The following is a 24,664-nucleotide window of genomic DNA, read 5'->3' on the forward strand; positions in this document are numbered from 1 at the left end:
AGAAAGGGCAGCCATCATGGTGGTAGAGAGCGACGGTTACATTGCGCTGATCGAGTATCTGGTAGAGAGTCTGGGTCTGTTCGAGAGCCAGCAACAAGGCGGCGGCGCCCAGACCATCGAGGATCTGGTGAGCAGCCGGGTGGCCGACAACCTGATGGCCATCTGCGAGCAGAACCCCCAGCTCGACCCCAAGGTGCGCTTCCTGATCATGCAGGAGGCCGATGCCGTGGTCGCCGACCTGGAAGAGGTGCTCTCCGCCGTCTGGTTGTCCGCCCCCAGCGAAGCCCAGCAAGCCTTCCTCATCGAGTTCATCGACCTCATCAAGAACCTGTTCGACAGCACCATCAGCTGACCCCCCCCTGCCGTGACGGCAAGGGGACGAGATGCAATGAGGCGAGGAGTGAGGCGGGACGCCCAATGAAAAGGGCCGCCTCATCGGGCAGCCCTGCTTGCTAGCATTGTCAATTCATCGCGCTTGTCAGAGTAATGAATTTCGGGGCAAAAAAATGTGTCTGGTCTTGGCAACCATCCGTGGTCGCTACCCTGTTGGTCAGCCAGGGTTCAGTTTAGTTCCCCACCTGACGCATTTTTTTCAATTATTTTTCATCACAATGACACGGGGGCCTGATGGCCCCCGTGGTATGCAATGACGCCTCAGCGATTCAGGCTGGGAGGCAGGCAGACGCCGATGCCCCCCAGGCCGCAATACCCCTCGGGATTCTTCTCCAGATATTGCTGGTGATAATCCTCGGCGTAATAGAAGGGGGCCAGCGGCAGGATGCGGGTGGTGATGGTGCGCCCGTCACCGCTCGCCGTCATGGCCTGCTGGTAGGCGGCCAGGCTCTGCTGGGCAATCGCCTCCTGGGTGTCGTCCCCGACGAAGATGACGGAGCGATACTGGGTGCCGATGTCGCCACCCTGGCGCATCCCCTGGGCCGGATCATGGTGTTCCCAGAACAGCTTCACGAGATCCCCATAGCTGATGACCTTGGGATCGAACACCACCTGCACCGTCTCGGCGTGGCCGGTCAGGCCGCTGCACACCTCCTTGTAGGTGGGATTGGGGGTCAGCCCCCCCTGATACCCGGCGGCGGTGGAATAGACCCCGGGCTGCTGCCAGAACAGACGCTCCACACCCCAGAAACAGCCCATGCCGAACCAGGCAAGCTCCATCCCCTCGGGCCAGGGCCCCTGGGTCGGGTGGCCGTTTACTGCGTGCACCTGGCCAATCTCCAGCGCTTCCCGCCGTCCCGGCAGCGCCTCTGCCGGTGAAATAATCTGCTCCATATGCCCTGTCCTTGTATAAAACCCCGCGCAATGCGGCTGACGAAAAGGAACACCGAAGATATCAGGTTATTAGCCCGGATCAACCAGGGAGCGGCCCCCGGGGCGACCCTCCCGCCCTCGCCTGCGTCTTCCCCTCCCCGCCCGCACTGGTCAAAATGGCGACAAAAAAACACCAAGTCGATATTTAGTCTTGATTTGTGAATTTATTTTCATATATTGGGCAAATTGCTGCTTTTTTATGGAATGAAACACGTGCGTGAACGCGAACCCAGCTTGGTCCATGCCTTTCGGCAATCCACCCCTTATGTCAATGTGCACCGGGGTGCCACCTTCGTCCTGATGATCGGCGGGGAAGCCATTTGTCACCCCAATTTCGCCAACATCGTCAGCGACATCGCCCTGCTGCAGACCTTGGGGATCCGCCTGGTACTGGTGTTTGGTTCGCGTCCGCAAAATGACGAGGCCCTGGCCCGCGCCGGCATCCAGGCCCAGTATCACAAGCGGATCCGGGTCACCGACGATGCCAGTTTCGCCATCATCAAGCAGGTGTGCGGCGGTCTGCAATACGACATCACCGCCCAGCTCTCCATGGGGCTCGCCAACACACCCATGCAGGGGGCCCGCATCAGCGTGGTGAGCGGCAACTTCGTCACCGCCCAGCCGCTGGGTGTGGATGACGGCATCGACTTCTGCCACAGCGGCCGGGTGCGTCGCATCGATGTGGAGGGGATCACCCGCCAGCTGGATCAGCACGGCCTGGTGCTCATCTCCCCCATTGGCTGCTCGGTCACCGGCGAGAGCTTCAACCTGAGCTCGGAAGAGGTAGCCCGCCGGGTGGCGGTGGATCTCAAAGCCGACAAGCTCATCTGCTTCAGCAGCACCCAGGGGGTAATGGACAGGCACGGGGAGGCCATCTCCGAGCTCTTCCCCGAGCAGGCCGAAGAGCTGCTGGTGGCGCTGGAGCAGGCGGGGGAAGAGATGTCAGGCACCGCCCGCTACCTGCGCGCGGCCATCGCCTCCTGCCGGGGTGGCGTACCCCGCTCCCACCTGGTGAGCTATCAGGACGACGGCGCCATGCTGCAGGAGCTGTTCAGCCGCGAGGGGCTGGGTACCCAGATCGTGCGCGAAAGCGCCGAGCGGGCCCGGGCCGCCACCATTGAGGACATCGGCGGCATCCTGGATCTCATCCGTCCGCTGGAAGAGGAAGGGATCCTGGTGCGCCGCTCCCGGGAGCAGCTGGAGATGGAGATAGACAAGTTCACCATCATCGAGCGGGACGGCCTCATCATCGGCTGCGCCGCGCTCTATTGCTTCATGGAAGAAGCCATGGCCGAGATGGCCTGCGTCGCCATCCACCCGGAGTATCGCAACTCCAACCGGGGAGACACCCTGATCGCCAAGGTGGCCGAACGGGCCAGGCGGCTCGGCATCCGTCGCCTGTTCGTGCTCACCACCCGCTCCATCCACTGGTTCCGGGAGCGGGGCTTCGATCCCCTGGAAGTCGAAGATCTGCCGGTGGAGCGCCAGCGCTTCTACAACTGGCAGCGTCGCTCCAAGGTTTTGTCCAAGACCATTTCGTAACTGATTGATCTTGTGCCTGGTTACCGTCAATTTTGTTCTTTTTTACGAACTCGATTGACAGTGCAATCCAGACCAAGGTATTTGTACATGCACGCCACCTGTCACAGGTGGCACCAGAAGAGGAGCGCTGCCCAGGCAGCCCAGGGGAGGACACCAGTGTCCGGTGAACTTGGGTCAGGGGGAGCAGCGCCGAGACGAGGCGAGTGACTGGACACCGCCACGTCGGCTGCGGGGGCTGAATCCCCCGGGTTGTCATCGGTAGTGGTCATCCCACACCGCGCCCCACTTAGGGCGGGTACGGGATGGGCTCTGCAGGTGGAGTGCTTCTGGCCGGGATCCTCGCGTTTTCCTGCCATTTTTTGCCTCCTCCTCTCTATTTGCCCGATGAAACCGGATTTTCACCTTGAGACAGGAGTATGCAATGAACCCGATCAATGTCGCCAAGTTTGGCGGAACCAGCGTCGCCAATGCCGCGGCCATGAACCACTGCGCCGACGTGGTGCTGGCCAATCCGGCGACCCGGGTGGTGGTGCTGAGCGCCAGCGCCGGCGTCACCAACCTGCTGGTGAGCCTGGCTCAGGGTGAACTGGACGAAGCCGGACAGGATGCCCAGCTTGCCAGGCTTGCCGACATCCAGCTGGCCATTCTGGCCGCCCTTGGCAACCCGAGCGACGTGAGCGCCCTCATCCATGCCCAGCTCGGCGACATTCGCACCATGGCCCGTCAGGCCAGTCAGCACACCGACGCCGAACTCGCCGATCGCCTCATCGCCTGCGGCGAGCTGATGTCCACCCGTCTCTTCACCGAACTCCTGCACCAGCGCGGGGTCAAGGCCCAGTGGCAGGATGCGCGCCAACTGCTGCGCACCGACAGCCGCTTTGGCAAGGCCACCGTGGATCTCGCGGCGACCCGCGCCCTCTGCCAGCAGGCGGTGGGCCCGTTGCTGGGTGACAGCCTGGTCATCACCCAGGGCTTCATCGGTGCCGACGGCGATGGTCGCACCACCACCCTCGGCCGTGGCGGCTCCGACTACAGCGCGGCCCTCCTGGCCGAGGCACTGGACGCAGGCAGTATCGAGATCTGGACCGACGTGCCCGGCATCTACACCACGGATCCCCGCCTGGTTACCCGCGCCCGCCCCATCCCCGAAATCAGCTTCGTGGAGGCGGCGGAGATGGCCACCTTCGGCGCCAAGGTGCTGCACCCGGCCACCCTGCAACCCGCGCTGCGCCAGGACATCCCGGTGTTCGTGGGCTCCGCCAAGGACCCCGCCGCCGGTGGCACCTGGATCCGCGCCACCACCCGCAGCAACCCGCTGTTCCGGGCCGTGGCCCTGCGCCGCCAGCAGGTGCTGGTGACCCTGCACAGCCTCAACATGTTCCACGCCTACGGCTTCCTGGCCGAGGTGTTCGGCATCCTGGCCCGTCACCGCATCTCGGTGGATCTCATCACCACCTCCGAGGTGAGCGTCTCCCTGACCCTGGATCACACCGGCAGCCAGAGCAACGGCGAACCCATCCTGAACGACAAGGTGCTGGCGGAGCTCGGCCAGCTGTGCAAGGTGGAAGTGGAGACCGGCTTCGCCCTGGTGGCGCTCATCGGCAACCGCATGAGCGAGGCGGCCGGGGTGGGCAGCCAGGTGTTCGACGCCATCCGCGAGCACAACATCCGGATGATCTGCTACGGCGCCAGCGCCCACAACCTCTGCTTCCTGGTCAAAGAGGACGAGGCGGGCCACATCGTCAACTGCCTGCACCGGGAACTGCTCGACTGAGTCGCCCCAGCGCTGGCACACAACGAGCCTCCTCCGCCCCATCACACCCGGGGCGGCCTTCCCCACTCAGCAAAGAGGGGCGCCGCGGCGCCCCTCTTGTCACTCTTCTTCCACCATCAGCTGGTGACCAGGGTAGCCCGGGTGGGCAGCAGATTGGCCCGGATCTGCTCGCGCAGCCCTCCCAGCCGTTGCAGCAACCCGGCCTGACCGAGCCCCGCTTCGTCAGGGGCCAGATTGTCCACCAGGGCCGGGAAGTGCTCCTGTACCGCCTGCTCCAGCCAGTCGAGGCGGCGCAGGGTGAGCGGGCCGCAGCTCTTGCCGCTGAGGTCGTCCAGGATGTCGAGCCGATGGCTGCGGTACATGTCGCGCCACCAGTTGGCCGCCAGCGCCTCGTCGCTTGCCAGCGCCGCACTCCACTCCCCCACCAGTCCCTGCATCCGCGCCAGCACGGGGGCGCTCGCCCCCTCCCGCGACAGGTATTGCAGCTCTCCCCTGGCCCAGGCGAGGCAGAGCTCGCGCCAGCGGCGAAACAGCGGCAAGGGATCCGCCTCGTCCAGCCAGAGCCCGGAGAGGGTGCGGGTTTCCAGCCGCTCAGGCACGTGGAAGTCGGGATCGGTGAGGCCGTTGGAATTGAACTCGTGCAGGGGATCGAAGGGCCACATGTAGCCAAAATCGAACACCGAGATATGCTGGCCGTCATCCAGCAGGTTGCCCGGGCTCGGATCCCAGTCAAACCAGCCCCAGCGGGCCAGCTCCGCCTCCACCGCCAGCATCTGCGCCAGGTTGCGCTCGCAGAGCGTGCGCACCGGCTCCCCCCGCAGCCAGGGGGAGACCAGCACCCCGGCCCGGGCGGAGCCGAAACTGGTGCAGACCACGTTGGAGAGGATGGTGGGGTGCAGCTCCCGCAGGCTCTCTATCTCCCGACGCCGCTCCAGCTCGGTGAGAAAGGCGGTCTTGCCGTCCACATTGGCCACCAGAGAGTCCTGGCGGCAGCGTTTCAGGCACCAGTGGTGCCCCTCCACCTTGAGATGGAACACCTCGGCGGTGAGCCCGTGACCGTAGACCTTGACGACGTCCGGGTGATCCTCGGTCAGCCGGACGAGCTGGGGCAGCGGCAGGGGGCAGTCCCGCTCCCGCCCGATCCGGATCTCTTCTTTGCTCTCCAGCATCTGGAGCAATCTGGCCTGACGCGCCGCAACTTTGGGATTCATACATGTACCTCCAACCGTTACTGAGAGACTAAACAGCGCCCCCCTCCCAGACCAGCAGCAAAGGCTCATGATGACGCTTTCATCACAGAATGAGTGCCCCTGGCGGATCGGGATCACAAATTGCTTCACTGTGCTCATCACGGAATATTCATCTTGTTGTCATTAAATTGACATCAAGGAACAAGCCACGCACCATCGGGTCAAAATAGAGGCAGTCGTCGCTGCCATGACCGCTCCAAGGATGAGCCCTTATGAATGCCCCCGTCACCGGCCACCGCCCCGCCTCCCAGCCCCTGGCCGGGCTGTTGCTGGGTCTGCTGACCGCCCTGCTGCTGCTGACCCTCGCCCTGCCGCTGCTCAACCCCGTCAGCTGGCTCGGGCGTGCCGCCCCCCTCATTCTGGGCCCGGCGGATCAGCCCATCGCGACCCTCAATCGCTACAGCCTGCTCTACAAAAGTGACAACCGGGGCTTCTATCTGGTGGTGCGCAGCCAGTGGCAACTGCTCAAACCCCTGCAGGAGGGGGACAAGGTACGGGTGGAGCTGCTCAACGACAAAGGGGTACGCATCGATCAGCTGAGCCAGGCGGTGGACAAGCGCCAGAAGTGCCGCAAGGAGCGCTGCACCCTGAGCCTCAACAGCGCCCTGCGCGCCCCCGACGACGCCCTGGACAGCCGCTACCAGCTGCGCATCGGGCTGCTGCTGGCAGACAGGCCGGAGAGCGTCGAATACAGCCAGATCCTCCAGACCCTGCCGGAGCGCGGTTTCAACCTCCTCTACCTGATGACCAGCCTGCTGCTGGTGCTGCTGGTGAGCGCCGCCGTGCTCAAGGCCCTGCTGCCGCGGCTGCGCCGAAGCTACCGCGCCCGGGTGGCAGGCAGCCTGCTGCTTGGCAACCTCACCTTCGTGCTGCTCCACGGCTTCGTGGTGTTCAAGCTGGGGGAATTCCTGTTCTGGTCGGGCTTTCGGCCAGAGCACTACTACCTCGCCTGGGGCAGCATGGTGCTGGGCTGGAGCCTCTGCGCCCTCGCGGGCTTCAGCCTCTATATGGGGCTGCTCTTCACCGCCCTCTCGGGCATCGGGCTACTCGCCAACTTCATGAAGATCGCCATCTACGGGGTGCCGCTGGGGGGGGACGATCTGGGCAACCTGCTGGCCCTGCTGCACATCCTGCTCGATCAGCACCCTGTGGTGCCGGTGCTCGTCGTGCTGGGGCTCCTCTTTCTGGTGTGGCGCTTCGCCCTCTCTCGCTGGATCCTGCGGGGCTTGCTGCGCACCGCCGCCGCCACCGCCGCCTTCTTCGCCCTCTGCGTGTTCGCCACCCAGACCGGCAACAAGCTGCTCGGGGCCAACATCCGCTACGTGGACAGGGCGGTGAACTACCACAGGGACATCATCCGCGCCGGCCCCGGCCTCTACCTGTTCAACCTGGTGGACGAGATGCTGCAAAGCGGCAACGTGTTTCGCTACCCCTTGCAGATCAACGAGCGCACCCCGGAGCTGAGCCTGCCCGCCCAGCCCAGGGCTCCCCGCTTCGATCTGGTGATCGTGCTGCAATACGAGTCACTCTGGCTTGACTGGCAGGGCCGTCTCTGCGCCCCCGCCCCCACCTTGAGCCTGCCCGCCAGCGTGGCCCAATGGCGCAAGACCATCCACTCCCCCACCACGGGGGGCATGACGGTACTGGCGGAGTTCGAGATGAACACCGGCCTGCCGGTGGGCCTGCTCAAACAGGGGGTGGTGCCCTACTACTACCTCTCGGACAAGGTGCCCGGCCTTGCGCGCAGCGCAGCCCAGAGCGGCTACCAGACCCTGTTCGCCCACCCCTATGTGGAGAAGTTCTGGGGCCGCGCCAAGGCGATCCCGGCCCTCGGCTACCAGGAGCGCTGGTTCGATACCCGCTTCACCGCCCTCGAGCACAAGGGGCTCTACATCTCCGACGATGCCCTCATCGATCACCTGCTCAAACGCAGCAACCAGGACGATCAGCCCCTGTTCGCCTACGCGGTCACCATGCAGGGGCACGGCCCCTTCGACGGGGATCGCTACCGGGCCCAGCAGCGCAGCGGCGCCTGCCCGGATCAGAGCCCGGCGGATACCCAGTTGCTCAACACCTACTACACCGGGGTGGTGGATGCCATGGCCTCCCTGGAGCGGCTGCTCAAGACCCTGGACAACTCCGGCAAGCGCTACCTGGTGGTGGCCTTCGGGGACCACCAGCCCTTCCTGATGTCGGCCGGCAAGGGCATCCACGGCGCCAAACCGCCACGGGATGCCAGCTACCAGATCCCCATGATGGCCTTCACCCGGGCCGGGGACGGGCTGGATCTCGCCCGCCAGTTCGACCCGGTGCGCCAGCTCTACCAGATGGGCCAGGCCACAAGGCAACTGCTGGCGGGGGACCTCACCCCCATCCGTGACCAACCCCTGCTCCACCCGGTTCTCGGGGAGGAGAAAGGCTTCGACCCCTCTCCCCTGGTGCCGCAGATCCGCGCCAGCTTCCGGCCCGATGCATTGCCCTGATCGATTGAGACACGAGGGACACAGATCCTTGCAACACCTTCCGGCCCGATGCCCTGCCCTGATCCGCAGCGAACTAGCAGACGACAAAGAGGTCGCCCGGGCGGCCTCTTTTTATGGGCGGGATGCGAGAACAGTGCCGCCTGCACCTCGCCATGTTCGTCCCAACCTGGGCTCTACGACCCATGACAGGTCATTTTTTGTTTAGACATATCAAACGATAACTCATTATCGAATAGTAAAATTGAACAACTTTGCCGACCTTCAGGCCCTGTGCCCCCCCCCATGTTCCCGCACCTTCTCCGGGCCGGGCCGCTTTTTCTCTCATTCCCGACCAGCCCAGAACCATCGGGGCATTCGATACGTTCAGGCCTTGAGCCCCACTCACTTGCACCCACCTTTGCGCGCCACACCCAACAAAAAGCCGACCTAGGGGTCGGCTTGTGACGGGGCGTTTGGCCATGCAGGGCCGGACGCTGGCGGGCTAGATCACCACGGCGGTGCCGCTGATGCTGACCATCAGCATGCTGCCGTTCTGGCCCACCACCTCGTAGTCGATGTCGATGCCCACCACGGCGTTGGCCCCCAGCGCCTGGGCACGCTCCTTGAGCTCCTCGAAGGCGATCTCCCGGGCCCGGGCCAGCTCTTTTTCGTAGGCGCCGGAGCGACCGCCGATGATGTCGCGGATGCCGGCGAACAGATCCTTGAAGATGTTGGCGCCGAGGATGGCTTCGCCCACGACAATGCCGCGGTACTCGCGAATGGTCTTGCCTTCCAGGGTGGGGGTGGTTGAGAGGATCATGAGGTCTCCTGTGAGTTGAGCTGGGTGCGCGAAGCACCGTTGCCGTCATGGTAGCAAGGTGTTGGCCAAAGCATAAGCCCGGCGTGGCGGGGCGCCCCGTGCATCGTGCCCGCCACGCTCATCAAGGTGCCATCTATACTGCCTGTGTCGTGCCACTTTCCCCGGGAATGCAAGGATGGGCACCGACGCTGGGGAGAGGGCTTCTCAGCCACGATGAAAGAGGGACCTTGATGAAACGGACACTGCTGCTGTTGCCCCTGACCGCCATGTTGAACGCCCCCGCCGAGGGGGCCGGTCTCTACCTGTACGAAACCGGCACCAATGATCTCGGCCTGGCCGCCGCCGGCATGGCCGCCAGGGCCCAGGATGCCACCGTGCAACTGGTGAACCCCGCCGGCCTGACCCGGCTGGAGGGGCGCCACCTCACCCTCGGCGGGCAACTGCTCTACGGGGACCTGCCCTACGATCTGGACGATCCCGCGAAGGGGGATGTCGATACCGTCGTCGGCTGGTTCCCCGCGGCCTCCGCCTACTACAGCCAGCAGCTCGATGATCGCTGGTCGGCGGGCCTGGCGCTCTATGGCAACTTCGGGCTGGGGCTCGATTTTGGCGACTGGGCTGGCAAGCAGCTCATCAAGAAGGCCACCCTGATCGGCCTCACCCTGCAACCATCCATCGCCTATCGCCTCGACGAGCACTGGTCGCTCGGGGCCGGGGTCGGCATCAACTACGGCCTGTTCTCCCTCACCCGGGAGGGCAGTGGCGGGGAGCAGAAGCAGGACGACGGAGACTGGGCCCTCAATGCCAAGCTGGGGCTCCTCTATGAGCGCAATCCAGAGACCCGATTCGGGCTCGGCTATGCCAGCGAGGTGACCTACCACTTCGCCATCGACCGCACCATCACCTTCTCGCGCCCCAACCTGCCCGGCATCAGCGCCACCCTGCCCCTGTCCGGCATGGTCAACAGCCCCCAGCAGCTGATGGTGAGCGCCTTTCATACTCTGGCCCACGACTGGGCCATCATGGGCAATCTGGGCTGGCAGGACTGGAGCCGCTACAACGACAACGAAGTCACCATCTTTGACCGCACCGCCCCGCAGAAGGGGCTCTATCAGGGCAGTTACCACCTGGCGCTCGGGCTCCAGCACGCGCTGACGCCCCAATGGACCCTCAATGGCGGCGTAGCGTACGACACCAGTGCCTACCGGGATCAAGATCACACCTCCCTCACGGCGCCAAGCGGCAGCGCGTTGCGGCTCGGCACCGGTGTCACCTATGCGCTCACCCCTCAGGAGACCCTGGGAGCCGGGTTTGAGTACATCCACATGGAGAGCGCCAGCGTCGATGAGCGGGATCTCTCGGGCCGCTACCCCACCCCGGCCCTCTACTTCTTCGCCCTCAACTACGGCAGACGTTTCTAGCGTCGGCCCGCGTCGGCCATAAAAAAAGGAGAGGCAAGCCTCTCCTTTTTGATGTTCGCAGCGGCAGCCGCCATGCACTCAGTGCAGCTTCATGCTCGGGCGCAGCACCCGGTTGATGCGGCCCACCAGCATGATGAGGCCGGTCTTGATGTAGCCGTGCAGGGCGACCTGGTGCATCCGGTAGAGGGAGATGTAGACGATGCGCGCGATGTAGCCTTCTACCATCATGGAGCCGCGCATCAGGTTACCCATCAGGCTGCCCACGGTGGAGAAGCGGCTCAAGGAGACCAGGGAGCCATGATCGTGATAGCGGTAGGGCTTCATCTCGCCGCCGTTCATCTTGGCCAGGATGTTCTTGAACGCCTGGGTCGCCATCTGGTGGGCGGACTGGGCGCGGGGCGGCACGAACTTGCCGTCCGGCTGCGGGCAAGCGGCGCAGTCGCCGATGACGAAGATGTTCTCGTCCCGGGTAGTCTGCAGGGTCTCGTGGACCACCAGCTGGTTGATGCGGTTGGTTTCCAGGCCCGCGATCTCCTTCATGAAGTCCGGCGCCTTGATGCCCGCGGCCCACACCATGAGGTCTGCTTCAATCAGCTCCCCATCCTTGGTGTGCAGACCATCGCTGGTCGCTTCGGTGATCATGGTGGCGGTGCGCACGTCCACGCCCAGCTTCACCAGCTCCTGATGGGCGGAGCCGCTGATGCGCTCCGGCAGGGCCGGCAGGATGCGGGGGCCCGCTTCCACCAGGGTCACCTTGAGACTGTCGGTGGTGAGGTTCTTGAAGCCGTAGGCGTAGAGCTGCTCCACCGCGTTGTAGAGCTCGGCAGAGAGTTCGACGCCGGTGGCGCCGCCGCCGACGATGGCGATCTTCACCTTGTCACCGGGCTGGTATTCGGTGGCGAACTGCAGGAAGCGGTTCATCATGCTGTTGTAGAAGCGGTGCGCCTGGGAGGGGCTGTCCAGGAAGATGCAGTGATCCTTGATGCCCTTGGTGTTGAAGTCGTTGGAGACGGAGCCGATGGCCATCACCAGGATGTCGTAAGCCACTTCCCGCTCGTTGACCACCAGGGCGCCGCTCTCGTCGTGGATCGGCGCCAGCACGATGCGTTTCTCGTCGCGCTTGATGTCGGTCAGGCTGCCGAGCTGGAATTCAAAGCCGTGGTTCTTGGCGTGGGACTGGTAGCTCAGGGCGTCGATGCCCGCATCCATGGAGCCGGTGGCCACTTCGTGCAGCAGGGGTTTCCACAGGTGGGTGCGATTGCGATCCACCAGGGTGATCCTGGCCTTGTTCTTCTTGCCCAGCTTGCGGCCCAGGCTGGTCGCAAGCTCGAGACCACCGGCGCCACCGCCTACAACGACAATATTCATCATGATGATTTTCCTTGGTTCCTCAAAACGAAAGGGAGCCATTGGCTCCCTAAAACGAAATCGGTTGACGTGATGGCTCAGGCTTCTTTGAAGGCCTTCATCCGTTGCAGATGGTGCGAGATGTTCTTGAACTTATGGGTCTCGCGCTCATCCCATACGATGTCGTAATAGTTCTTCAATTCACGTTCAGTGTCCCGATTATCGCGGATTTCATCCTGAACGGAAAGGATGCACAGGCAGTTTCCTGAATTTTTATTACGAAATTCGGTTACACACTTGGTGCCGATGTCCTCGTACTCCTCCGGCCTGTCGATCTTGCCCTGCATGTTCTCTTCCGGGTGCAGATTGGGGTTGAAGACCACCTGCTTGATGCCGCACAGAAACCCGATCCGCTCGCTCCAGTAGCCACCCAGGCCCACGCCGCAGATGAGGGGTTTGGGATCGGTGCTCATGTCGAGCTGCTTCTTCACTTCCTTGAGCAGATGGCTCATGTCGTGGCGGGGGTGAACCGTGCTGTAGTGCACGAAACGCACATCATCATCGATAAACTGCAACTGCAGCACTTTTTCATGATTGCCGGGGCTGGTGGCATCAAAGCCATGCAGATAGATGATCATGGACAAGACCTCAAAAACTGTGTCGGTTCTATCGAAACTACCCCAGCGACAGGGCCTTGCGCCACCAAAACATCCCACTTTCTTGCTTTGGATCACGCCCCTTCGGGCCACCAAACAGCGCGCCGGGGCCGCTGTGGCAGCGCCATGCCCCGGCGGGACATGGCGCAAACCGGGTCTGGCGAGGTTAACTGCCGCACTGGGCGAAGCGCGCCACCGCCGCTTCCACCAGGGCCAGGCTCCCCTGCCAGAAGGCGGGTTTTCGAATGTCCTGCCCCAAATGCCGTTCGACCAGTTCTTCGGCGCTCATGCGACCTGTGTCTCGCAGCAGGGCGCGGTAGGCCTTCGCCACCCCCGCCTCCCCTGCGGCCTGGCGGCTCATCAGCTGCTGATAGACCCCGAGGCTGAACAGATAGCCAAAGAGGTAGGGGTAGTTGTAAAAACCGAAGCCCGCGATGGAGAAGTGCGCCTTGGCGGCCCAGAACAGGGGGTGATAACGGTCGAGGCTCTGCTCGTACCAGCGCCCCCAGGCCTCGTCGGTGAGCCCCTTGAGCCGGGCCGACAACACATAGCCCTGCTCGCGCTCGGCCACCAGGGCCCGCTCGAAGTCGAAACGGGCCGGGATGTTGACCAGGAAGGTGGCGGCGCCATCGGCATCCGCCCAGGCGATGGCCAGACGCTCCTCGGCGCTTCGGGCCTGCTCGTAGAGGGCGCTGCGCACCAGGGTCTCGGCGAAGATGGAGGCGGTCTCCGCGAGCGTCATGGGGTAGCTGCGCTGGCTCATGGGCAAGTCGCGGATGAGCCAGTTGTGCCAGGCGTGACCGAGCTCGTGGGCCAGCGTGATGACGTTGTCCATGGTGCCCGCATAGGTGATGAAGACCCGCGGCTCCACCGGCTCGGCAAACTTGGTGCAATAGGCCCCGGTGCGCCGGTTGGGGGTGGGGGCGGCATCAATCCAGCCGCGCTCGGCCATCATGCGGGCAAAGTCCCCCATCTCGGGGTCAAAGCGCGCGAAGGCCTGGGCGATGATGTCGACCGCCTCCTCGAAGGGGATCTCCCGGCGGCTGGCGGCAGGGGGCGGCGCAAAGAGATCCTCCGGCCCCAGCACCTCGAGGCCGAGGTGACCGGCCATCAGCCCCAGGGCTCGCTGGCCCAGATGGCGGGCCTGCCAGGTCTCCGCCATCAGGGTATCCAGGGTCGCCCGCTCGATGTGGCTCTGGTGGCAGGAGAGATCCAGGGCATCGAGGCGCCGGTGTTTGCCGCGCTGGCGCGAGAGCTCCAGGCGCCAGCCGTTGAGGGCGTTGAGGATGGCCGCCACCGTCTCCTGCTCCCCTTCCCAGCCGGCGCTGATGGCATCGAAGGCCTCTTTGCGCAGGGCCCGATCCGGGCTGGAGAGCAGGTTGCTCGCCTCCGCCAGCCCCATCTCGCTACCCGCGATCACCAGCCTTATCTTGCCCACCAGATCGTTGTAGAGGTTGCCCCAGGCGTGCAGGCCGTCGGTGCCAAGGCCGATGACCAGCTGCTCCGCCTCCACCGGCAGCCGCTGATCCTGCAGGCGGCGCTCGTGGCGCAGCCGGTACTCCTCCTCCCCGAGCAGGGGGTCGGCCATCAGTTGCTCAAACTCGGGCGCAGGCAGCCCCAGCATCAGATCTTCGATGGGGGCAAGCGTCTTGAACAGATCCGCATTGAGGGCACGGGCCCGGGAGGCAACCTGCTTGGCGAGGGGATCCCGGGCGTCCTGGCTCCCCTTGCAGGCGGCCAGCACGGCGATGTTCCAGCCGATGTCGCGAATGCGCCGGGCCCGCAGGCGTACCTCCCTGAGGAAGTCCTGCAAGGCGCCTGGGGTGCGCGGAACCTGGGCCAGTCCCTCGATAAAACCGCTCAGCTCGGCCAGGCTGGCGCGGGCCAGGCTCATGTCCGCCTCGAGGACACAGCTGTCGAGGGAGGGGTAGATGTGATCATTTTGCCACTGCTGTGGATAGACTCGTTGTTGCATCGAACGCTCATCGTCAGGGACGGGCCTGGCCCGTCGTGAAATCCAGGTGGCCAGAGCCACCACCTTCGCGGGCAGGCATCATACCAGCCGCTCGAGGCGCACCACCGCCTCTTCCACATAGCGCAGGCTCTCCTGCCAGAACCCGGGTTCGCGGATGTCGACCCCCAGGTGCTTCTCCACCAGCGCCTCGGCGCTCATGCGGCCGGTATCTCGCAGCAGGGCGCGATAGGCGGGCACAAACTCGCCCCCGGCCCGCGCATGCTGGGCATAGAGCCCCAGGCTGAAGAGATAGCCAAACAGATAGGGGTAGTTGTAGAACCCGGACTCGGCGATGGAGAAGTGACCCTTGCTGGCCCAGAACAGCTCGTCATACTGGCTGAGGGCGTCACCATAGCACTGCTGCTGCGCCGATTTCATCATCTCCCGCATCTGGCTCGCCCCCACGTAACCCGCCTCCCGCGCCGTCACCAGGGCGTGCTCGAAGGCAAAGCGGGCGGGGATGTCGAGCAGCAGGCTCACGGCCCGCTCCCCGTCCAGCCAGGCGATGGCCCGGCGCTGCTCAACCTTGTCGGTGGCGGCCAGCAGGGCATCGCGCACCAGGATCTCGGCAAAGAGGGAGGCGGTCTCCGCCAGCGTCTTGGGGTAGCCCCGCTGTTCGAAGGGAAGATCCCGCAGCAACCAGCTGTGCCAGGCGTGGCCGAGCTCATGGGCCAGGGTGATGACGTTGTCCATGGTCCCCTCGAAGGTGAGGAAGACCCTTGGCTCGGGCGGATCGGCATACTCGGTGCAATAGGCGCCGCTTCGCCTGTGCTCGCTCGGGGCCGCATCGATCCACCCCTTGTCGGCCATCATGCGGACAAACGCCCCCATCTCGGGGTCGAAGGCAGCAAAGGCCTCCATCACCAGATTAAGCGCCTGCTCGACGCCGAACTTGCCGTGCACGGCCTGAGGCGCCGGGGCAAAGAGATCCCAGGGGGCGAAGTCGGTGATCTGCTGGGCACAGGCCATGGCCCGCAAGGCGCGGCGCCCGAGCTCCCTGTGCTCCCCGGCCGCCGCCATCAGGGTCTCCAGGGTCGCGCCCGTGATGTGCTCCTGATGGCAGGTGACCTCAAGGGCATCCAGCCTGCGCCCCTTGCCGCGCTGGCGGCCGAGCTCGTTGCGCCAGCCGTTGATGGCGTTGAGAATGGCGGCCACCGTCTCCTGCTCCGCCTCCCAGGCGCCCTGGATGGCGTGCCAGGCGCTGGCGCGCCGCGCCCTGTCCGGGTGGGCGAGCAGGTTGTCCGCCTGGGCAAGCCCCATGGGCACCCCCTCCACCACCGGCAGCAGCCGCCCCACCAGGTTGTCGTAGAGATCCCCCCACCCCTGCAGGCCGTCTACCGCCAACCCCTCGATGAGCTGCTCGCTCTCGAGCGAAAGCCACTGATCCTGCAGCGCTCTGTCGTGATGGATGTGGTAGGCCAGCTCGAAGAGCTCGGGATCTTGCAGCAGGGTGCGCACCAGTGACTCGGGGGCGCGAACCCAGAACAGGTCCACCGGCTTGCTGCGCTGGGCCAGGGTCGCCTCCAGCTGCTGGCCCCGGGAGAGCAGTACCCGGGCCTCCTCGTCGCGCCCGTGCTGGCTCAGCCGGTTGTAACCATAGACCTGGCTGTTCCAGGCCAGGGTCTTCACCCCGTTGGCCTCGCGGCGGATGGCCCGCAACAGGTGGCGCAGGGCATTGGCATCCGCAACGGGATGGGCGGGATCCGGCAGGTCCGCCAGGAGGGCGTCAAGCCGGGTAAGGGCGCGGGCAGCCTCCTGGAAGGCGGCCTCGATGGCAGGATCGTCGGGGGCGGCATAGATGTGATCATCTCGCCAAACGGGTGGTTTCATGGTTGTCCTTGTCTGTTTGCGTCCATATCGGGTCACCCCGCCTCTGCGGGCGGGTGAAACCGGATAGTACGAAGGGGGCCAGGCACTTGCCTAGCCCCCATTCGAGGCAACCAGCAGAAGAGCGCCCCCGGGTGCGACGGCCCCTGTCGGCCCTCCCCCGACAAGCGACCTATTTGGCGGGCTGAAGCTTGCTCACCAGGGTCATGGCCACCACCAGCACCAGCCCTGCCACCACGCCTGCCAGAGCGCTCAGCAGGGTGGGCGTCACCACGGCCAGTACCCCGCCGACCCCGGGCAGGGCGGCCACCGTGCCCGCCGTCCCTTCGATGAGATGATGGAGGAAGGGCCAGCCATGGACCAGAATGCCGCCGCCGACCATGAACATGGCGATGGTGCCCACCAGGGCAAGCAGGTGCATCAGACGGGGCGCCGTCACCAGCAGCCCCTGCCCCACCGCCCGGCGCACGGCGCCGCCATCGGGCTTTTGCAGCAGGTGCAGACCGATGTCGTCGAGCTTGACGATGAGCCCCACCAGGCCATAGACCCCGACGGTCATCAGCAGGGCGATGCCCGCTACCACGGCGATCTGCAGGCCCAGGCTCGACCCCTGCACGGTTCCGAGGGCGATGACGATGATCTCCGCCGAGAGGATGAAATCGGTGCGAATGGCCCCCTTCACCTTCTGGCGCTCATAGGCCGCCAGATCCTCGGGCACCGGCGCCGCCTGATGCGCCTCCTCCTCGTGGGGCAGGAACTTGTGGACCAGCTTCTCCGCCCCCTCGAAACAGAGGTAGGCCCCCCCCAGCATCAGGAGCGGGGTGATGAGCCAGGGGATAAGAGCGCTGATGGCGATGGCGGCAGGCACCAGGATGAGCTTGTTGCGAAACGACCCCTTGGCCACCGCCCACACCACCGGCAGCTCACGCTCGGCCCGCACCCCGGAGACCTGTTCTGCATTGAGGGCGAGATCGTCCCCCAGCACCCCAGCCGTCTTCTTCGCCGCCACCTTGGTCATCAGGGCGACATCATCGAGCACGCTGGCAATATCATCGAGCAGGGTCAACAAACTGGCTCCGGCCATATCTGGCATTCCTTCTATTGAGTGGGACACATCCGGGCTGCCCCGGTCAGGGTGATGAGGGGGTCAGGGGACCACGGGCCCATCCGGGGATCACCCTTTGGGGCAAAAGATGGCACAGTGTAACGGGAAGCCGCCACGGCGGCAGCCCCCCATGGCAGATCCCCTGCTCCGTTTTCACCTCACGGCCACCGGCCCAAGGAGTTCCCATGCAACCCTGGCAACCTCTGCTCGATTTCTGGTTTGGCGATGACGCAGACGACGCTCCCCGTGCCGCCCGTCAGGCCCCCCTCTGGTGGGGCAAGAGCAGCGAGACCGATGCCCTGCTGGCCTCACGCTTCGGCGAACTGGCGGCCCGTGCCGCAGCGGGCGAGCTCGCCCGTTGGGAGGACGATCCCGCAGGGCGCCTGGCCCTCATCCTGCTGCTGGACCAGCTGCCGCGAAACCTTCACCGCCACACCCCCGCCGCCTTCGCCCAGGACGACAAGGCCAGGGCGCTGTGCCTCAAGGGGCTCACCCTCGGGGTCGACAAGGGGCTCTCGCCGCTGGCCCGGGTCTTCTTCTATCTGCCCCTCGAGCACGCGGAGTCCAAAGAGCAGCAGGCCAGAAGCGTCGCCCTGTTCGAGGCCCTGGCCGACGAGCAGGCCACAGACCCGGCCCGGACCACCTTCGAAGGCTTTGCCGACTTTGCCCGCCGCCACCAGGTGATCGTCGATCGCTTTGGCCGCTTCCCCCACCGCAACGCCATCCTGGGCAGGGCGAGCACGGAGGAAGAAGCCGCCTTCCTGCAACAGCCCGGTTCGGGGTTCTGACATAAAAAAATCCCCGCCATGGGCATGGCGGGGAGAGAACAACCGATCCGCACCTCACTGGATGCGATAGCGGGAGATCTGCTGGTGGATATTCTCCGTGGTCACGTTCAGCTCCTCTGCGGCGGCGGAGGTCTCCTCCGCCGTGCTGCTGGTCTGCTGCACCACCTGGGCTATCTGCTCGACCTGGAGGGCGATGGATTCCGCCGCCGAGGTCTGCTCGCGGATGGCCAGGGTGATCTCGCCGACCTGATCCATGACGCGATGGGAGGCCTGGCGGATCTGGGTGATGATGGCCCCGCTTTCCGTCGCCATGGCCACCCCTTGCGCCACCTTCTCCTCCACCAGGACCATTCTGGCCACCGTGGCCTCGGACCCTTGCTGGATAGCCTCCACCGTCCTTGAGATCTCCTGGGTCGACTGGGCCGTCCGCTCCGCCAGCTTGCGCACCTCGTCGGCGACCACCGCAAAGCCGCGTCCCTGCTCACCGGCCCGCGCCGCCTCGATGGCGGCGTTGAGCGCCAGCAGGTTGGTCTGCCCCGCCACATCGTTGATGACGTTCACCACCCCACCGATGCGGGAGATCCCCTCCCCCAACGCCGTCACATCGCGGGAGGCCTGACGAATGGCGTCGGCGATGTCGTTGATGGCGAGCACAGTGCGCTCTATGGTGGCCCCGCCGTCACTGGCGAGCTTGCCGGATTCATTGGTGATGCGGCTGGTCTCCTGGGTGCGCTGGGAGATGTCCGTGATGCTCACGCTCATCTCCTCCACCCCGGCGGCGATAAGGCTGGTGGCGTCATTGGCCTGACTCGCCGACTCCGCCATGTGCTGGGCCGCCTGGGAGAGGGACTCTGCCGTGCTCTTGATCTGCAGGCTGCCCACCGAGAACTCGGTGAAGGTCTGCTGCAAGGTGTCCAGCAGGCGGTTGACCGCCGTCAGCGTCTGGCCGATCTCGTCCTGCTGGCTCACATTGGCCCGCAGGGTGAAGTTCAGGTCGCGCTGGATCTCGGACAGGGTCGCCATGGCCAGACGAAGGGGATTGGCGACCTGCCTGAACAGCCAGAGAAAGAGCACCAGCGTGAGGGCACCCGTGCCCACCGAGATGAACAACAGGGCCTGCATGCTGCTATCGGCATTCTGCTCGCCTCGCAGCTTGACGGCGTCACCTTGCTGGATGTTGAAGTGGACGTGCTTGTCGATGGCCTGGGAAAGCTGCTCAAACAAGGGGGCAAGCTCCGTGTCGATCGCCTCTCTGGCCTCCACATTCTTGTTCTCGCGGGACAGGCGCAGGACGTCTTCAGAGGCCTTGCCGTACTGGGCAACCAGGCGCCGATCATCGGCGACGAGCTGCCTGTCCTCCTCATTGGAGATCATCCCGCTTTCATACTGGCTCAGCAGGGCGTCCATCTTGGTGTGAAGGGATGCAATGCTCTGCTCTATCTGACTCATCTTGCCGTCGTCGGTGTTGAGCACGTGCGCCTGGATCAATGAATGCAGGGCGTAGAAGTCTGTTTGTATCTCCTTGATCGTGGAAATGCTGGGGACTGTGTTGTCTGTTACATAGCTGAGATCCGCATTGGCGGAGGAGAGTCTGCTGATACTGAACCAGCTGAGACACCCCAGGGCCAGCATGACCAGCAGGGCAATGAGTTGAAGCCGACGAGCGATATTCATGAGTGCTTACTCCATCCATAGACTCCCTGCCAGGGTAGCCGATGCGGGCCCCGAAAATAGCGCCTAAAACATGCATTTCATTACACTTTTCAACTTCTGCTCGGCCGCGTCACACCCGCCGCCCCAACCCGGCCTTCGGGACCGCCGCCCCCCTCTGGCAGAATGGAAAAAGGAAGGCATTCGCCTTCCTTTTTTGCCCGGGGCGGCCGCACTGGCCGCCCATGAGCCCCGTGACAGGGCGCTCGCCGGTCACGCCGCCTCGGCCAGCTCCTCCTCTTTTTTCTGGTAGGCCTGGGGGGAGAGCCCCAGCAGCTCCTGCACGGTGGAGGCCACCGTGATGGAGGAGAGCGTCCCCACCAGGATGCCGGCGAACAGGGTGAAGGAGAAGCCGTAGAGGGCGTCGCCGCCGAACAGGAGCAGGGCCCCCACGGTGAAGAGGGTGGTGCCCGAGGTGATCATGGTGCGGCTGAAGGTGGCCTTGATGGCCACGTCCGAGCACTCGTGGATCCCCATGCGGGTACGAGACCCCAGCAAGTCCCGCAACCGGTCCGAGATGACGATGCTGTCGTTGAGGGAGTAGCCTATCACCGCCATCAGGCCCGCGATGACGTTGAGGTCGAACTCGATGTCAAAGAGCGCGAGCAGCCCGATGGCCACCAGACCGTCGTGCAGTACCGACACCAGGATGCCGATGGCTTGGCGCCACTCGAAGCGCACCGCCAGGTAGGCGGAGATGGCGAGCGAGGCCACCAGCACCGCCAGCATCCCCTGCTGGAACAGCTCTGCGCCCACCTGGGGCCCGACGATGGTGGTGCGCAAGAGCTCCACCGGCAAGGCGAGTTGCTGCCCCAGCATGGTCGCCAGATCCTCCGCCGCCCAGGGCAGCGCGTGGGGGGGCAGCTTGATGAGCCACTCGCCGGGCACACCGGCGCCGTGCAGCTCCACCACCCCCGCCAGGGGCGCCGTCAGCAGAGCATTGAGCTCATGGGCCTCTTTCAGGGTCTGGATGCGAAACTCCAGCAGGATCCCGCCGGTGAAATCGAGCCCGAGGGCGAGCCCTTTTGTCGCAAGGATGGCCACGCAGGCCAGGGTCAGCAGCACGGAGGCCCACAGCCCGATATAGCGCCAGCGGGTCAGCCCCATGGCCAGGATCATTCTCAGCATTGTTCTTCCCTCGACGGCAGATGGCTCGGGCTTCCCAGGGGGAAGCGGATGGCGCGGAGCAGGCTCGGACGCGCGGCAACGTGGTACAAACGATGACTCATGCTTATACCCTCAGCAGCTTGGCGCTGCTCTTGCCCCACAGGGGGTTGATGATGGCGCGGGTGCCCCAGATGCCGGTCACCATGCTGGAGATGAGCCCCAGGATCAGGGTGATGGAGAAGCCCTGCAGCGGCCCGGAACCGATGGCATAGAGCACCACGGCGCAGATGAGGGTGGTGATGTTGGCATCGAAGATGGTGCGAAACGCCGAGCGATAACCAAAGTCGATGGCGTTGGCCAACGAACCCCCTTCCCGCAGCCGGTCCTTGATCCGCTCAAAAATCAGCACATGGGTATCCACCGCCATGCCGACGGTGAGCACCAGACCGGCGATCCCCGGCAGGGTCAGCACGGCCCCCGGCAATACCGCCAGCATGCCCACCTGCATCAGCAGGTTGGCAACCAGCGCCGTGATGGCGACCCAGCCGAACTTGCGATACCAGGCCATCATGAACAGCATCATGCCCGCCATGCCGAACGCCAGGGCGGTGAAGCCCGCCTCGATGTTCTGCAGACCCAGGGTCGGGCCTATGCTGCGCTCCTCCAGGATCTTCAGCGGCGCGGTGAGGGCCCCGGCCCGCAGCAGCATGGCAAGCTCCTGGGCCTCGGGCAGGCTGCCAATCCCGGTGATGCGGAACTGGTTGCCAAGGGCGGTCTGGATGGTGGCGACGTTGATCACCTCGCTTCGGGCGCGCAGCTTGCCTTCGGCGTTGGTCTTGTACTCGGTGAAGACGGTGGCCATGGGCTTGCCCACGTGCTGGCGGCTGAACTGGTTCATCTTGCTCCCCCCCAGGGTGTCGAGCACGATGTTGACCTGGGGCTGCCCCATCTCCCCCATGTTGGCGCGGGCATCGACGATGTGCTCGCCGCTCAGCACCGGCTGGCGGGCCAGCCCCACTGCCTGGCCGCTGCGATCCGCCATGAAGAAGCGGCTGTCGGCCTTGGCTTCATAGAAGGCCAGGGACGCGGTGGCGCCGATCACCTCTTTCGCCTGCTTGGGGTTGTGCACCCCCGGCAGCTCGATGCGGATGCCGTCCTGCCCCTGACGCACCACCGAGGCCTCGACGATGCCGAGCTCGTTGATCCGCTTTTTCAGGATCGACAGGTTCTGGGTCACGGCGTTGTTCACCAGCAAGGTGCGCTCGGCGTCGCTCAGCACCAGGGTCAGTGCATTGCCGGAGCGGCTCAGTGTCCACTGATCCTGGCGGGTACCGGCGCTCTCCTTGATGATGGAGAGCCAGGCCTCCTGCCCCGCCACGTCGGGCAGGGTGACGGCCACGCTCCCCTGGGCGGTGCGCATCACGCTGGCGCCGCGCAGGTTGGCCTCGCGAAAACGGGTGCGCAGGGTATCCACCAGGTTCTTGGTCTGGTTGTCGATGACAAAATCCACGTCCACCCCGATCAGCAGCTGGGAGCCACCGCGCAGGTCCAGCCCGAGCTTGATGGGATCGGCGCCGAGCCGGCTGATCCAGGCCGGGGCGTTGGAGTAGAACTCCAGGGTCAGGGCGGCGCTGTCCAGCCCCTGCTGCTCCAGCAACTGCTTGGCCAGTTGCTGCTCCCCCTGGCTGGCGAACACCAGCGCCATCCGGCCACCCTGGGCGATCTGCTTGAGGGGGTCGATGTGGTTCTCGGCCAGCAGGGTGCGCTGCGCGTCGCTCAGGCGCGACTGGCCGTGCAGCCCGAGGGAGGGCTGCTCACCGAAGAAGGTGGGCAGGGAATAGAACGCGAACGTGACCAGCATCAGCAGCAACAGGGCGTACTGCCACAGGCTCATGCGGTTCAACACGGTATGACTCTTTTTTCTCATGAAATCGGCCTCTGTCAGGCGATGGCAAGGGGCGACACCGGGGTCGCACCGTGCAAAAAAATGAAACAAGACAGCCTAGCCGTTCACTAAAAGTGAACAGCAACAGAGAGAAGATGAGGCAACAGGTGGCAAGCTGACCCCATCGGGATCAGGCGAGGAAGCTCTGGGCGAAGCGGTACTGCAGATGCCGGCGCTGCAGGCGGCGCCTGTGAATGCCGGCGAAGTGATCGCGAAAGCTCGTCCCCGGGTAGAAGAGGGCGGCATAGAACAGCAGGCCGCACAGCAGCAGCAGGATCGCCTGCTGGGACCAGCTCATCACCAGCTCGTAGACCACGCTGCCGGGCTGATGATCGCGGCTCAGGGAGTGCTCGAGGCGCAGCAGGTGATTCTGGTGGGAGCCGACGAACTTGACGATGCCATCGTCACCGCCGCTGACGCCGTGGGCCGCCGGGCTTGCGTCGGCAGGCGCCGCCCCCTCCGCCAGCGAGTGGGCCTGCTGGGCCGAGGGCTGGAACGCGGGTACCTTGACCCCCTCCACCGAGAGAGTAGAGAACAACAATGCGAGGGTGATGAGCAGGGTCATCGCCGCCAGTTTCACGTTGTCGGTCAGGTTCAAAAGTTAATTCCCACACAATAGAAAGGGCAAGCTACCACAGCCTGCCCCACAAGAACAAGGGCGGCAGGCCCCGGGCCCGCCGCCCTTGTGTTGTCTCACCGCACCCTCAGCGGCTGCGGGTCATGCCCTCGAAGTCCTCGGCATAGTCCTTGAGCAGGGTGTAGAGGTGGGCCCGCTGGGAGAGATCCATGGAGTGGCTGAGATCGCTCAGCCACTGGATGGTGCGCTGGCGGGACTGGTCCGTGTAGCCGGTGAAGCGGCCATCCATCAGGCCGTCCCCCTGCTGGAGCAAGCGGGTCAGCTCCTGGCCGAAATCCGGGCTCTGGCGCTGTTTCATCAGCCGATCCAGCTCCTTGGTCCAGGCCTCCTGAAAGTCGAGCCAGGGGGCCATCATCTCGTATTGCCACTCGGCCCACTGCGTGATGAGGGGCTCCTGGGCCGGCTTCACCTTGCCAATCCAGAACACCAGGCGCTCGTTCATCTTCTCCCGAAAGCCCTTGATCATCTCGGCCTTCGACTGGGTGGCAAAATCGTGCTGGCGCTCCTGCTGGCGCTTCACCCGATCGGCCATGAAGCGAGCCACCTGCTCGTCGGTCAGGGTCTTGGCGAGGCGCACCGTGCGGGGAATGGCATTCTCCAGAGTACGGGTCAGGCTCGCCTGGGTTCTGTCCAGATGCAGGGTCACCTGGGCCGGGCTCATGGGGCTGGCCACCGCCTTGGCCAGGGCGTCGAGATCCCGGGCATAGATGGGCAGCTCATGCTGCCGGTGCCAGGCCATCAGCCCCTTCACCTCCTGGTCCAGCAGCTTCTTCTGGCTGCGGTCCAGGGAGAAGTAGTCGTCCAGTTGCCAGACGATGGCCGAGTCGAGCCAGTAGTAGATCACCCGGGTGGCGCAACCCGTCAGCAGCAGGCAGAGCAGCAGCAGGCTCCAGCTACGCGGTTGACGCCATGAGAATGTGGTCACCATGCATG

General features: G+C 64.8%; 19 protein-coding genes and 1 riboswitch. Of the genes, 6 read left to right on the forward strand and 13 right to left on the reverse strand.

Annotation, left to right across the window (positions count from 1 at the left end; genetic code table 11):
* The first annotated feature begins 16 nt into the window (after positions 1–16).
* Entirely contained in the window at positions 17–352 is a 336-nt protein-coding gene (locus tag I6L48_RS16335) for a DUF3802 family protein (RefSeq protein WP_010674366.1), read from the forward strand.
* A gap of 302 nt (positions 353–654) precedes the next feature.
* On the opposite strand, the gene msrA is transcribed toward I6L48_RS16335, so the two are convergent.
* Positions 655–1,287 (reverse strand): peptide-methionine (S)-S-oxide reductase MsrA, encoded by a 633-nt coding sequence (msrA, locus tag I6L48_RS16340; protein WP_010674365.1) that lies wholly within the window; start codon positions 1,285–1,287, stop codon positions 655–657.
* A 252-nt stretch (positions 1,288–1,539) separates the two neighbouring features.
* On the opposite strand from msrA, the gene argA reads away from it, so the two are divergent.
* Together argA and lysC are read left to right on the forward strand one after the other, a co-directional pair.
* Positions 1,540–2,868, forward strand: a complete 1,329-nt coding sequence (gene argA, locus I6L48_RS16345) for an amino-acid N-acetyltransferase (protein ID WP_010674364.1) — start codon at positions 1,540–1,542, stop codon at positions 2,866–2,868.
* 109 nt (positions 2,869–2,977) lie between these two features.
* Positions 2,978–3,202: riboswitch (Lysine riboswitch) on the forward strand.
* 87 nt (positions 3,203–3,289) lie between these two features.
* Positions 3,290–4,642, forward strand: coding sequence for a lysine-sensitive aspartokinase 3 (gene lysC / locus I6L48_RS16350; RefSeq protein ID WP_010674363.1), 1,353 nt, complete (start codon positions 3,290–3,292; stop codon positions 4,640–4,642).
* Between the two features lie 116 nt (positions 4,643–4,758).
* Here lysC and I6L48_RS16355 read toward each other — a convergent pair whose 3' ends face one another.
* On the reverse strand, positions 4,759–5,853 hold the full coding sequence (locus I6L48_RS16355) for a hypothetical protein (protein WP_041212861.1): 1,095 nt from the start codon (positions 5,851–5,853) through the stop codon (positions 4,759–4,761).
* A 251-nt stretch (positions 5,854–6,104) separates the two neighbouring features.
* Here I6L48_RS16355 and I6L48_RS16360 point away from each other — a divergent pair, with 251 nt between their 5' ends.
* Positions 6,105–8,375 (forward strand): LTA synthase family protein, encoded by a 2,271-nt coding sequence (locus tag I6L48_RS16360; protein WP_216987455.1) that lies wholly within the window; start codon positions 6,105–6,107, stop codon positions 8,373–8,375.
* A 481-nt stretch (positions 8,376–8,856) separates the two neighbouring features.
* Here the strand turns inward: I6L48_RS16360 and I6L48_RS16365 are convergent, their stop codons facing one another.
* The gene (locus I6L48_RS16365; protein WP_010674360.1) at positions 8,857–9,174 is read right to left on the reverse strand and encodes a heavy metal-binding domain-containing protein; all 318 of its coding nucleotides are present in this window, start codon (positions 9,172–9,174) and stop codon (positions 8,857–8,859) included.
* A gap of 230 nt (positions 9,175–9,404) precedes the next feature.
* Here I6L48_RS16365 and I6L48_RS16370 point away from each other — a divergent pair, with 230 nt between their 5' ends.
* Positions 9,405–10,595: an OmpP1/FadL family transporter gene (locus tag I6L48_RS16370; RefSeq protein WP_216987456.1), complete on the forward strand. Its 1,191-nt coding sequence runs from the start codon at positions 9,405–9,407 to the stop codon at positions 10,593–10,595.
* A gap of 78 nt (positions 10,596–10,673) precedes the next feature.
* On the opposite strand, the gene I6L48_RS16375 is transcribed toward I6L48_RS16370, so the two are convergent.
* The 5 genes from I6L48_RS16375 to I6L48_RS16395 form a co-directional block, all read right to left on the reverse strand.
* Positions 10,674–11,966 (reverse strand): NAD(P)/FAD-dependent oxidoreductase, encoded by a 1,293-nt coding sequence (locus I6L48_RS16375; RefSeq protein WP_039038963.1) that lies wholly within the window; start codon positions 11,964–11,966, stop codon positions 10,674–10,676.
* A 74-nt stretch (positions 11,967–12,040) separates the two neighbouring features.
* Positions 12,041–12,580, reverse strand: a complete 540-nt coding sequence (gene ycfP, locus I6L48_RS16380; protein WP_005331594.1) for an alpha/beta hydrolase YcfP — start codon at positions 12,578–12,580, stop codon at positions 12,041–12,043.
* Positions 12,581–12,764: 184 nt separating this feature from the next.
* Positions 12,765–14,573 (reverse strand): M3 family oligoendopeptidase, encoded by a 1,809-nt coding sequence (locus tag I6L48_RS16385; RefSeq protein WP_216987457.1) that lies wholly within the window; start codon positions 14,571–14,573, stop codon positions 12,765–12,767.
* Between the two features lie 78 nt (positions 14,574–14,651).
* Positions 14,652–16,442 (reverse strand): M3 family oligoendopeptidase, encoded by a 1,791-nt coding sequence (locus I6L48_RS16390; protein ID WP_216987458.1) that lies wholly within the window; start codon positions 16,440–16,442, stop codon positions 14,652–14,654.
* Positions 16,443–16,611: 169 nt separating this feature from the next.
* A complete protein-coding gene (locus I6L48_RS16395) occupies positions 16,612–17,523 on the reverse strand; it encodes a DUF808 domain-containing protein (protein ID WP_039038966.1) in 912 nt (303 codons plus the stop codon).
* A gap of 206 nt (positions 17,524–17,729) precedes the next feature.
* Here I6L48_RS16395 and I6L48_RS16400 point away from each other — a divergent pair, with 206 nt between their 5' ends.
* Positions 17,730–18,332, forward strand: coding sequence for a DUF924 family protein (locus I6L48_RS16400; protein ID WP_053288514.1), 603 nt, complete (start codon positions 17,730–17,732; stop codon positions 18,330–18,332).
* 54 nt (positions 18,333–18,386) lie between these two features.
* Here the strand turns inward: I6L48_RS16400 and I6L48_RS16405 are convergent, their stop codons facing one another.
* The 5 genes from I6L48_RS16405 to I6L48_RS16425 all read right to left on the reverse strand — a co-directional run bounded on the left by I6L48_RS16405 (position 18,387) and on the right by I6L48_RS16425 (position 24,659).
* The gene (locus tag I6L48_RS16405) at positions 18,387–20,006 is read right to left on the reverse strand and encodes a methyl-accepting chemotaxis protein (protein ID WP_041215411.1); all 1,620 of its coding nucleotides are present in this window, start codon (positions 20,004–20,006) and stop codon (positions 18,387–18,389) included.
* A 249-nt stretch (positions 20,007–20,255) separates the two neighbouring features.
* Positions 20,256–21,170: a protein translocase subunit SecF gene (secF, locus tag I6L48_RS16410; RefSeq protein ID WP_174213908.1), complete on the reverse strand. Its 915-nt coding sequence runs from the start codon at positions 21,168–21,170 to the stop codon at positions 20,256–20,258.
* Between the two features lie 103 nt (positions 21,171–21,273).
* The gene (gene secD / locus I6L48_RS16415; RefSeq protein ID WP_216987459.1) at positions 21,274–23,076 is read right to left on the reverse strand and encodes a protein translocase subunit SecD; all 1,803 of its coding nucleotides are present in this window, start codon (positions 23,074–23,076) and stop codon (positions 21,274–21,276) included.
* Between the two features lie 148 nt (positions 23,077–23,224).
* Positions 23,225–23,692, reverse strand: coding sequence for a hypothetical protein (locus I6L48_RS16420; RefSeq protein WP_103259905.1), 468 nt, complete (start codon positions 23,690–23,692; stop codon positions 23,225–23,227).
* A gap of 106 nt (positions 23,693–23,798) precedes the next feature.
* Positions 23,799–24,659 carry a DUF6279 family lipoprotein gene (locus I6L48_RS16425; protein WP_041215412.1) on the reverse strand — a complete coding sequence of 287 codons (861 nt, stop codon included), beginning with the start codon at positions 24,657–24,659 and terminating at the stop codon, positions 23,799–23,801.
* Positions 24,660–24,664 lie beyond the last annotated feature (5 nt).

This window comes from Aeromonas sp. FDAARGOS 1418, from assembly GCF_019048585.1.
Classification (GTDB): Bacteria; Pseudomonadota; Gammaproteobacteria; order Enterobacterales; family Aeromonadaceae; genus Aeromonas; species Aeromonas caviae.

What these genes read in the sequence shown, in the direction of transcription:
- I6L48_RS16375 (WP_039038963.1), bottom strand. Translation starts at nt 11,966, where the DNA reads ATGATGAATATTGTCGTTGTAGGCGGTGGCGCCGGTGGTCTCGAGCTT.
- I6L48_RS16360 (WP_216987455.1), top strand. Translation starts at nt 6,105, where the DNA reads ATGAATGCCCCCGTCACCGGCCACCGCCCCGCCTCCCAGCCCCTGGCC.
- I6L48_RS16395 (WP_039038966.1), bottom strand. Translation starts at nt 17,523, where the DNA reads ATGGCCGGAGCCAGTTTGTTGACCCTGCTCGATGATATTGCCAGCGTG.
- msrA (WP_010674365.1), bottom strand. Translation starts at nt 1,287, where the DNA reads ATGGAGCAGATTATTTCACCGGCAGAGGCGCTGCCGGGACGGCGGGAA.
- lysC (WP_010674363.1), top strand. Translation starts at nt 3,290, where the DNA reads ATGAACCCGATCAATGTCGCCAAGTTTGGCGGAACCAGCGTCGCCAAT.
- I6L48_RS16355 (WP_041212861.1), bottom strand. Translation starts at nt 5,853, where the DNA reads ATGAATCCCAAAGTTGCGGCGCGTCAGGCCAGATTGCTCCAGATGCTG.
- secD (WP_216987459.1), bottom strand. Translation starts at nt 23,076, where the DNA reads ATGAGAAAAAAGAGTCATACCGTGTTGAACCGCATGAGCCTGTGGCAG.
- I6L48_RS16390 (WP_216987458.1), bottom strand. Translation starts at nt 16,442, where the DNA reads ATGAAACCACCCGTTTGGCGAGATGATCACATCTATGCCGCCCCCGAC.
- I6L48_RS16365 (WP_010674360.1), bottom strand. Translation starts at nt 9,174, where the DNA reads ATGATCCTCTCAACCACCCCCACCCTGGAAGGCAAGACCATTCGCGAG.
- ycfP (WP_005331594.1), bottom strand. Translation starts at nt 12,580, where the DNA reads ATGATCATCTATCTGCATGGCTTTGATGCCACCAGCCCCGGCAATCAT.
- I6L48_RS16385 (WP_216987457.1), bottom strand. Translation starts at nt 14,573, where the DNA reads ATGCAACAACGAGTCTATCCACAGCAGTGGCAAAATGATCACATCTAC.
- I6L48_RS16425 (WP_041215412.1), bottom strand. Translation starts at nt 24,659, where the DNA reads ATGGTGACCACATTCTCATGGCGTCAACCGCGTAGCTGGAGCCTGCTG.
- I6L48_RS16400 (WP_053288514.1), top strand. Translation starts at nt 17,730, where the DNA reads ATGCAACCCTGGCAACCTCTGCTCGATTTCTGGTTTGGCGATGACGCA.
- I6L48_RS16335 (WP_010674366.1), top strand. Translation starts at nt 17, where the DNA reads ATGGTGGTAGAGAGCGACGGTTACATTGCGCTGATCGAGTATCTGGTA.
- I6L48_RS16405 (WP_041215411.1), bottom strand. Translation starts at nt 20,006, where the DNA reads ATGAATATCGCTCGTCGGCTTCAACTCATTGCCCTGCTGGTCATGCTG.
- I6L48_RS16370 (WP_216987456.1), top strand. Translation starts at nt 9,405, where the DNA reads ATGAAACGGACACTGCTGCTGTTGCCCCTGACCGCCATGTTGAACGCC.
- secF (WP_174213908.1), bottom strand. Translation starts at nt 21,170, where the DNA reads ATGCTGAGAATGATCCTGGCCATGGGGCTGACCCGCTGGCGCTATATC.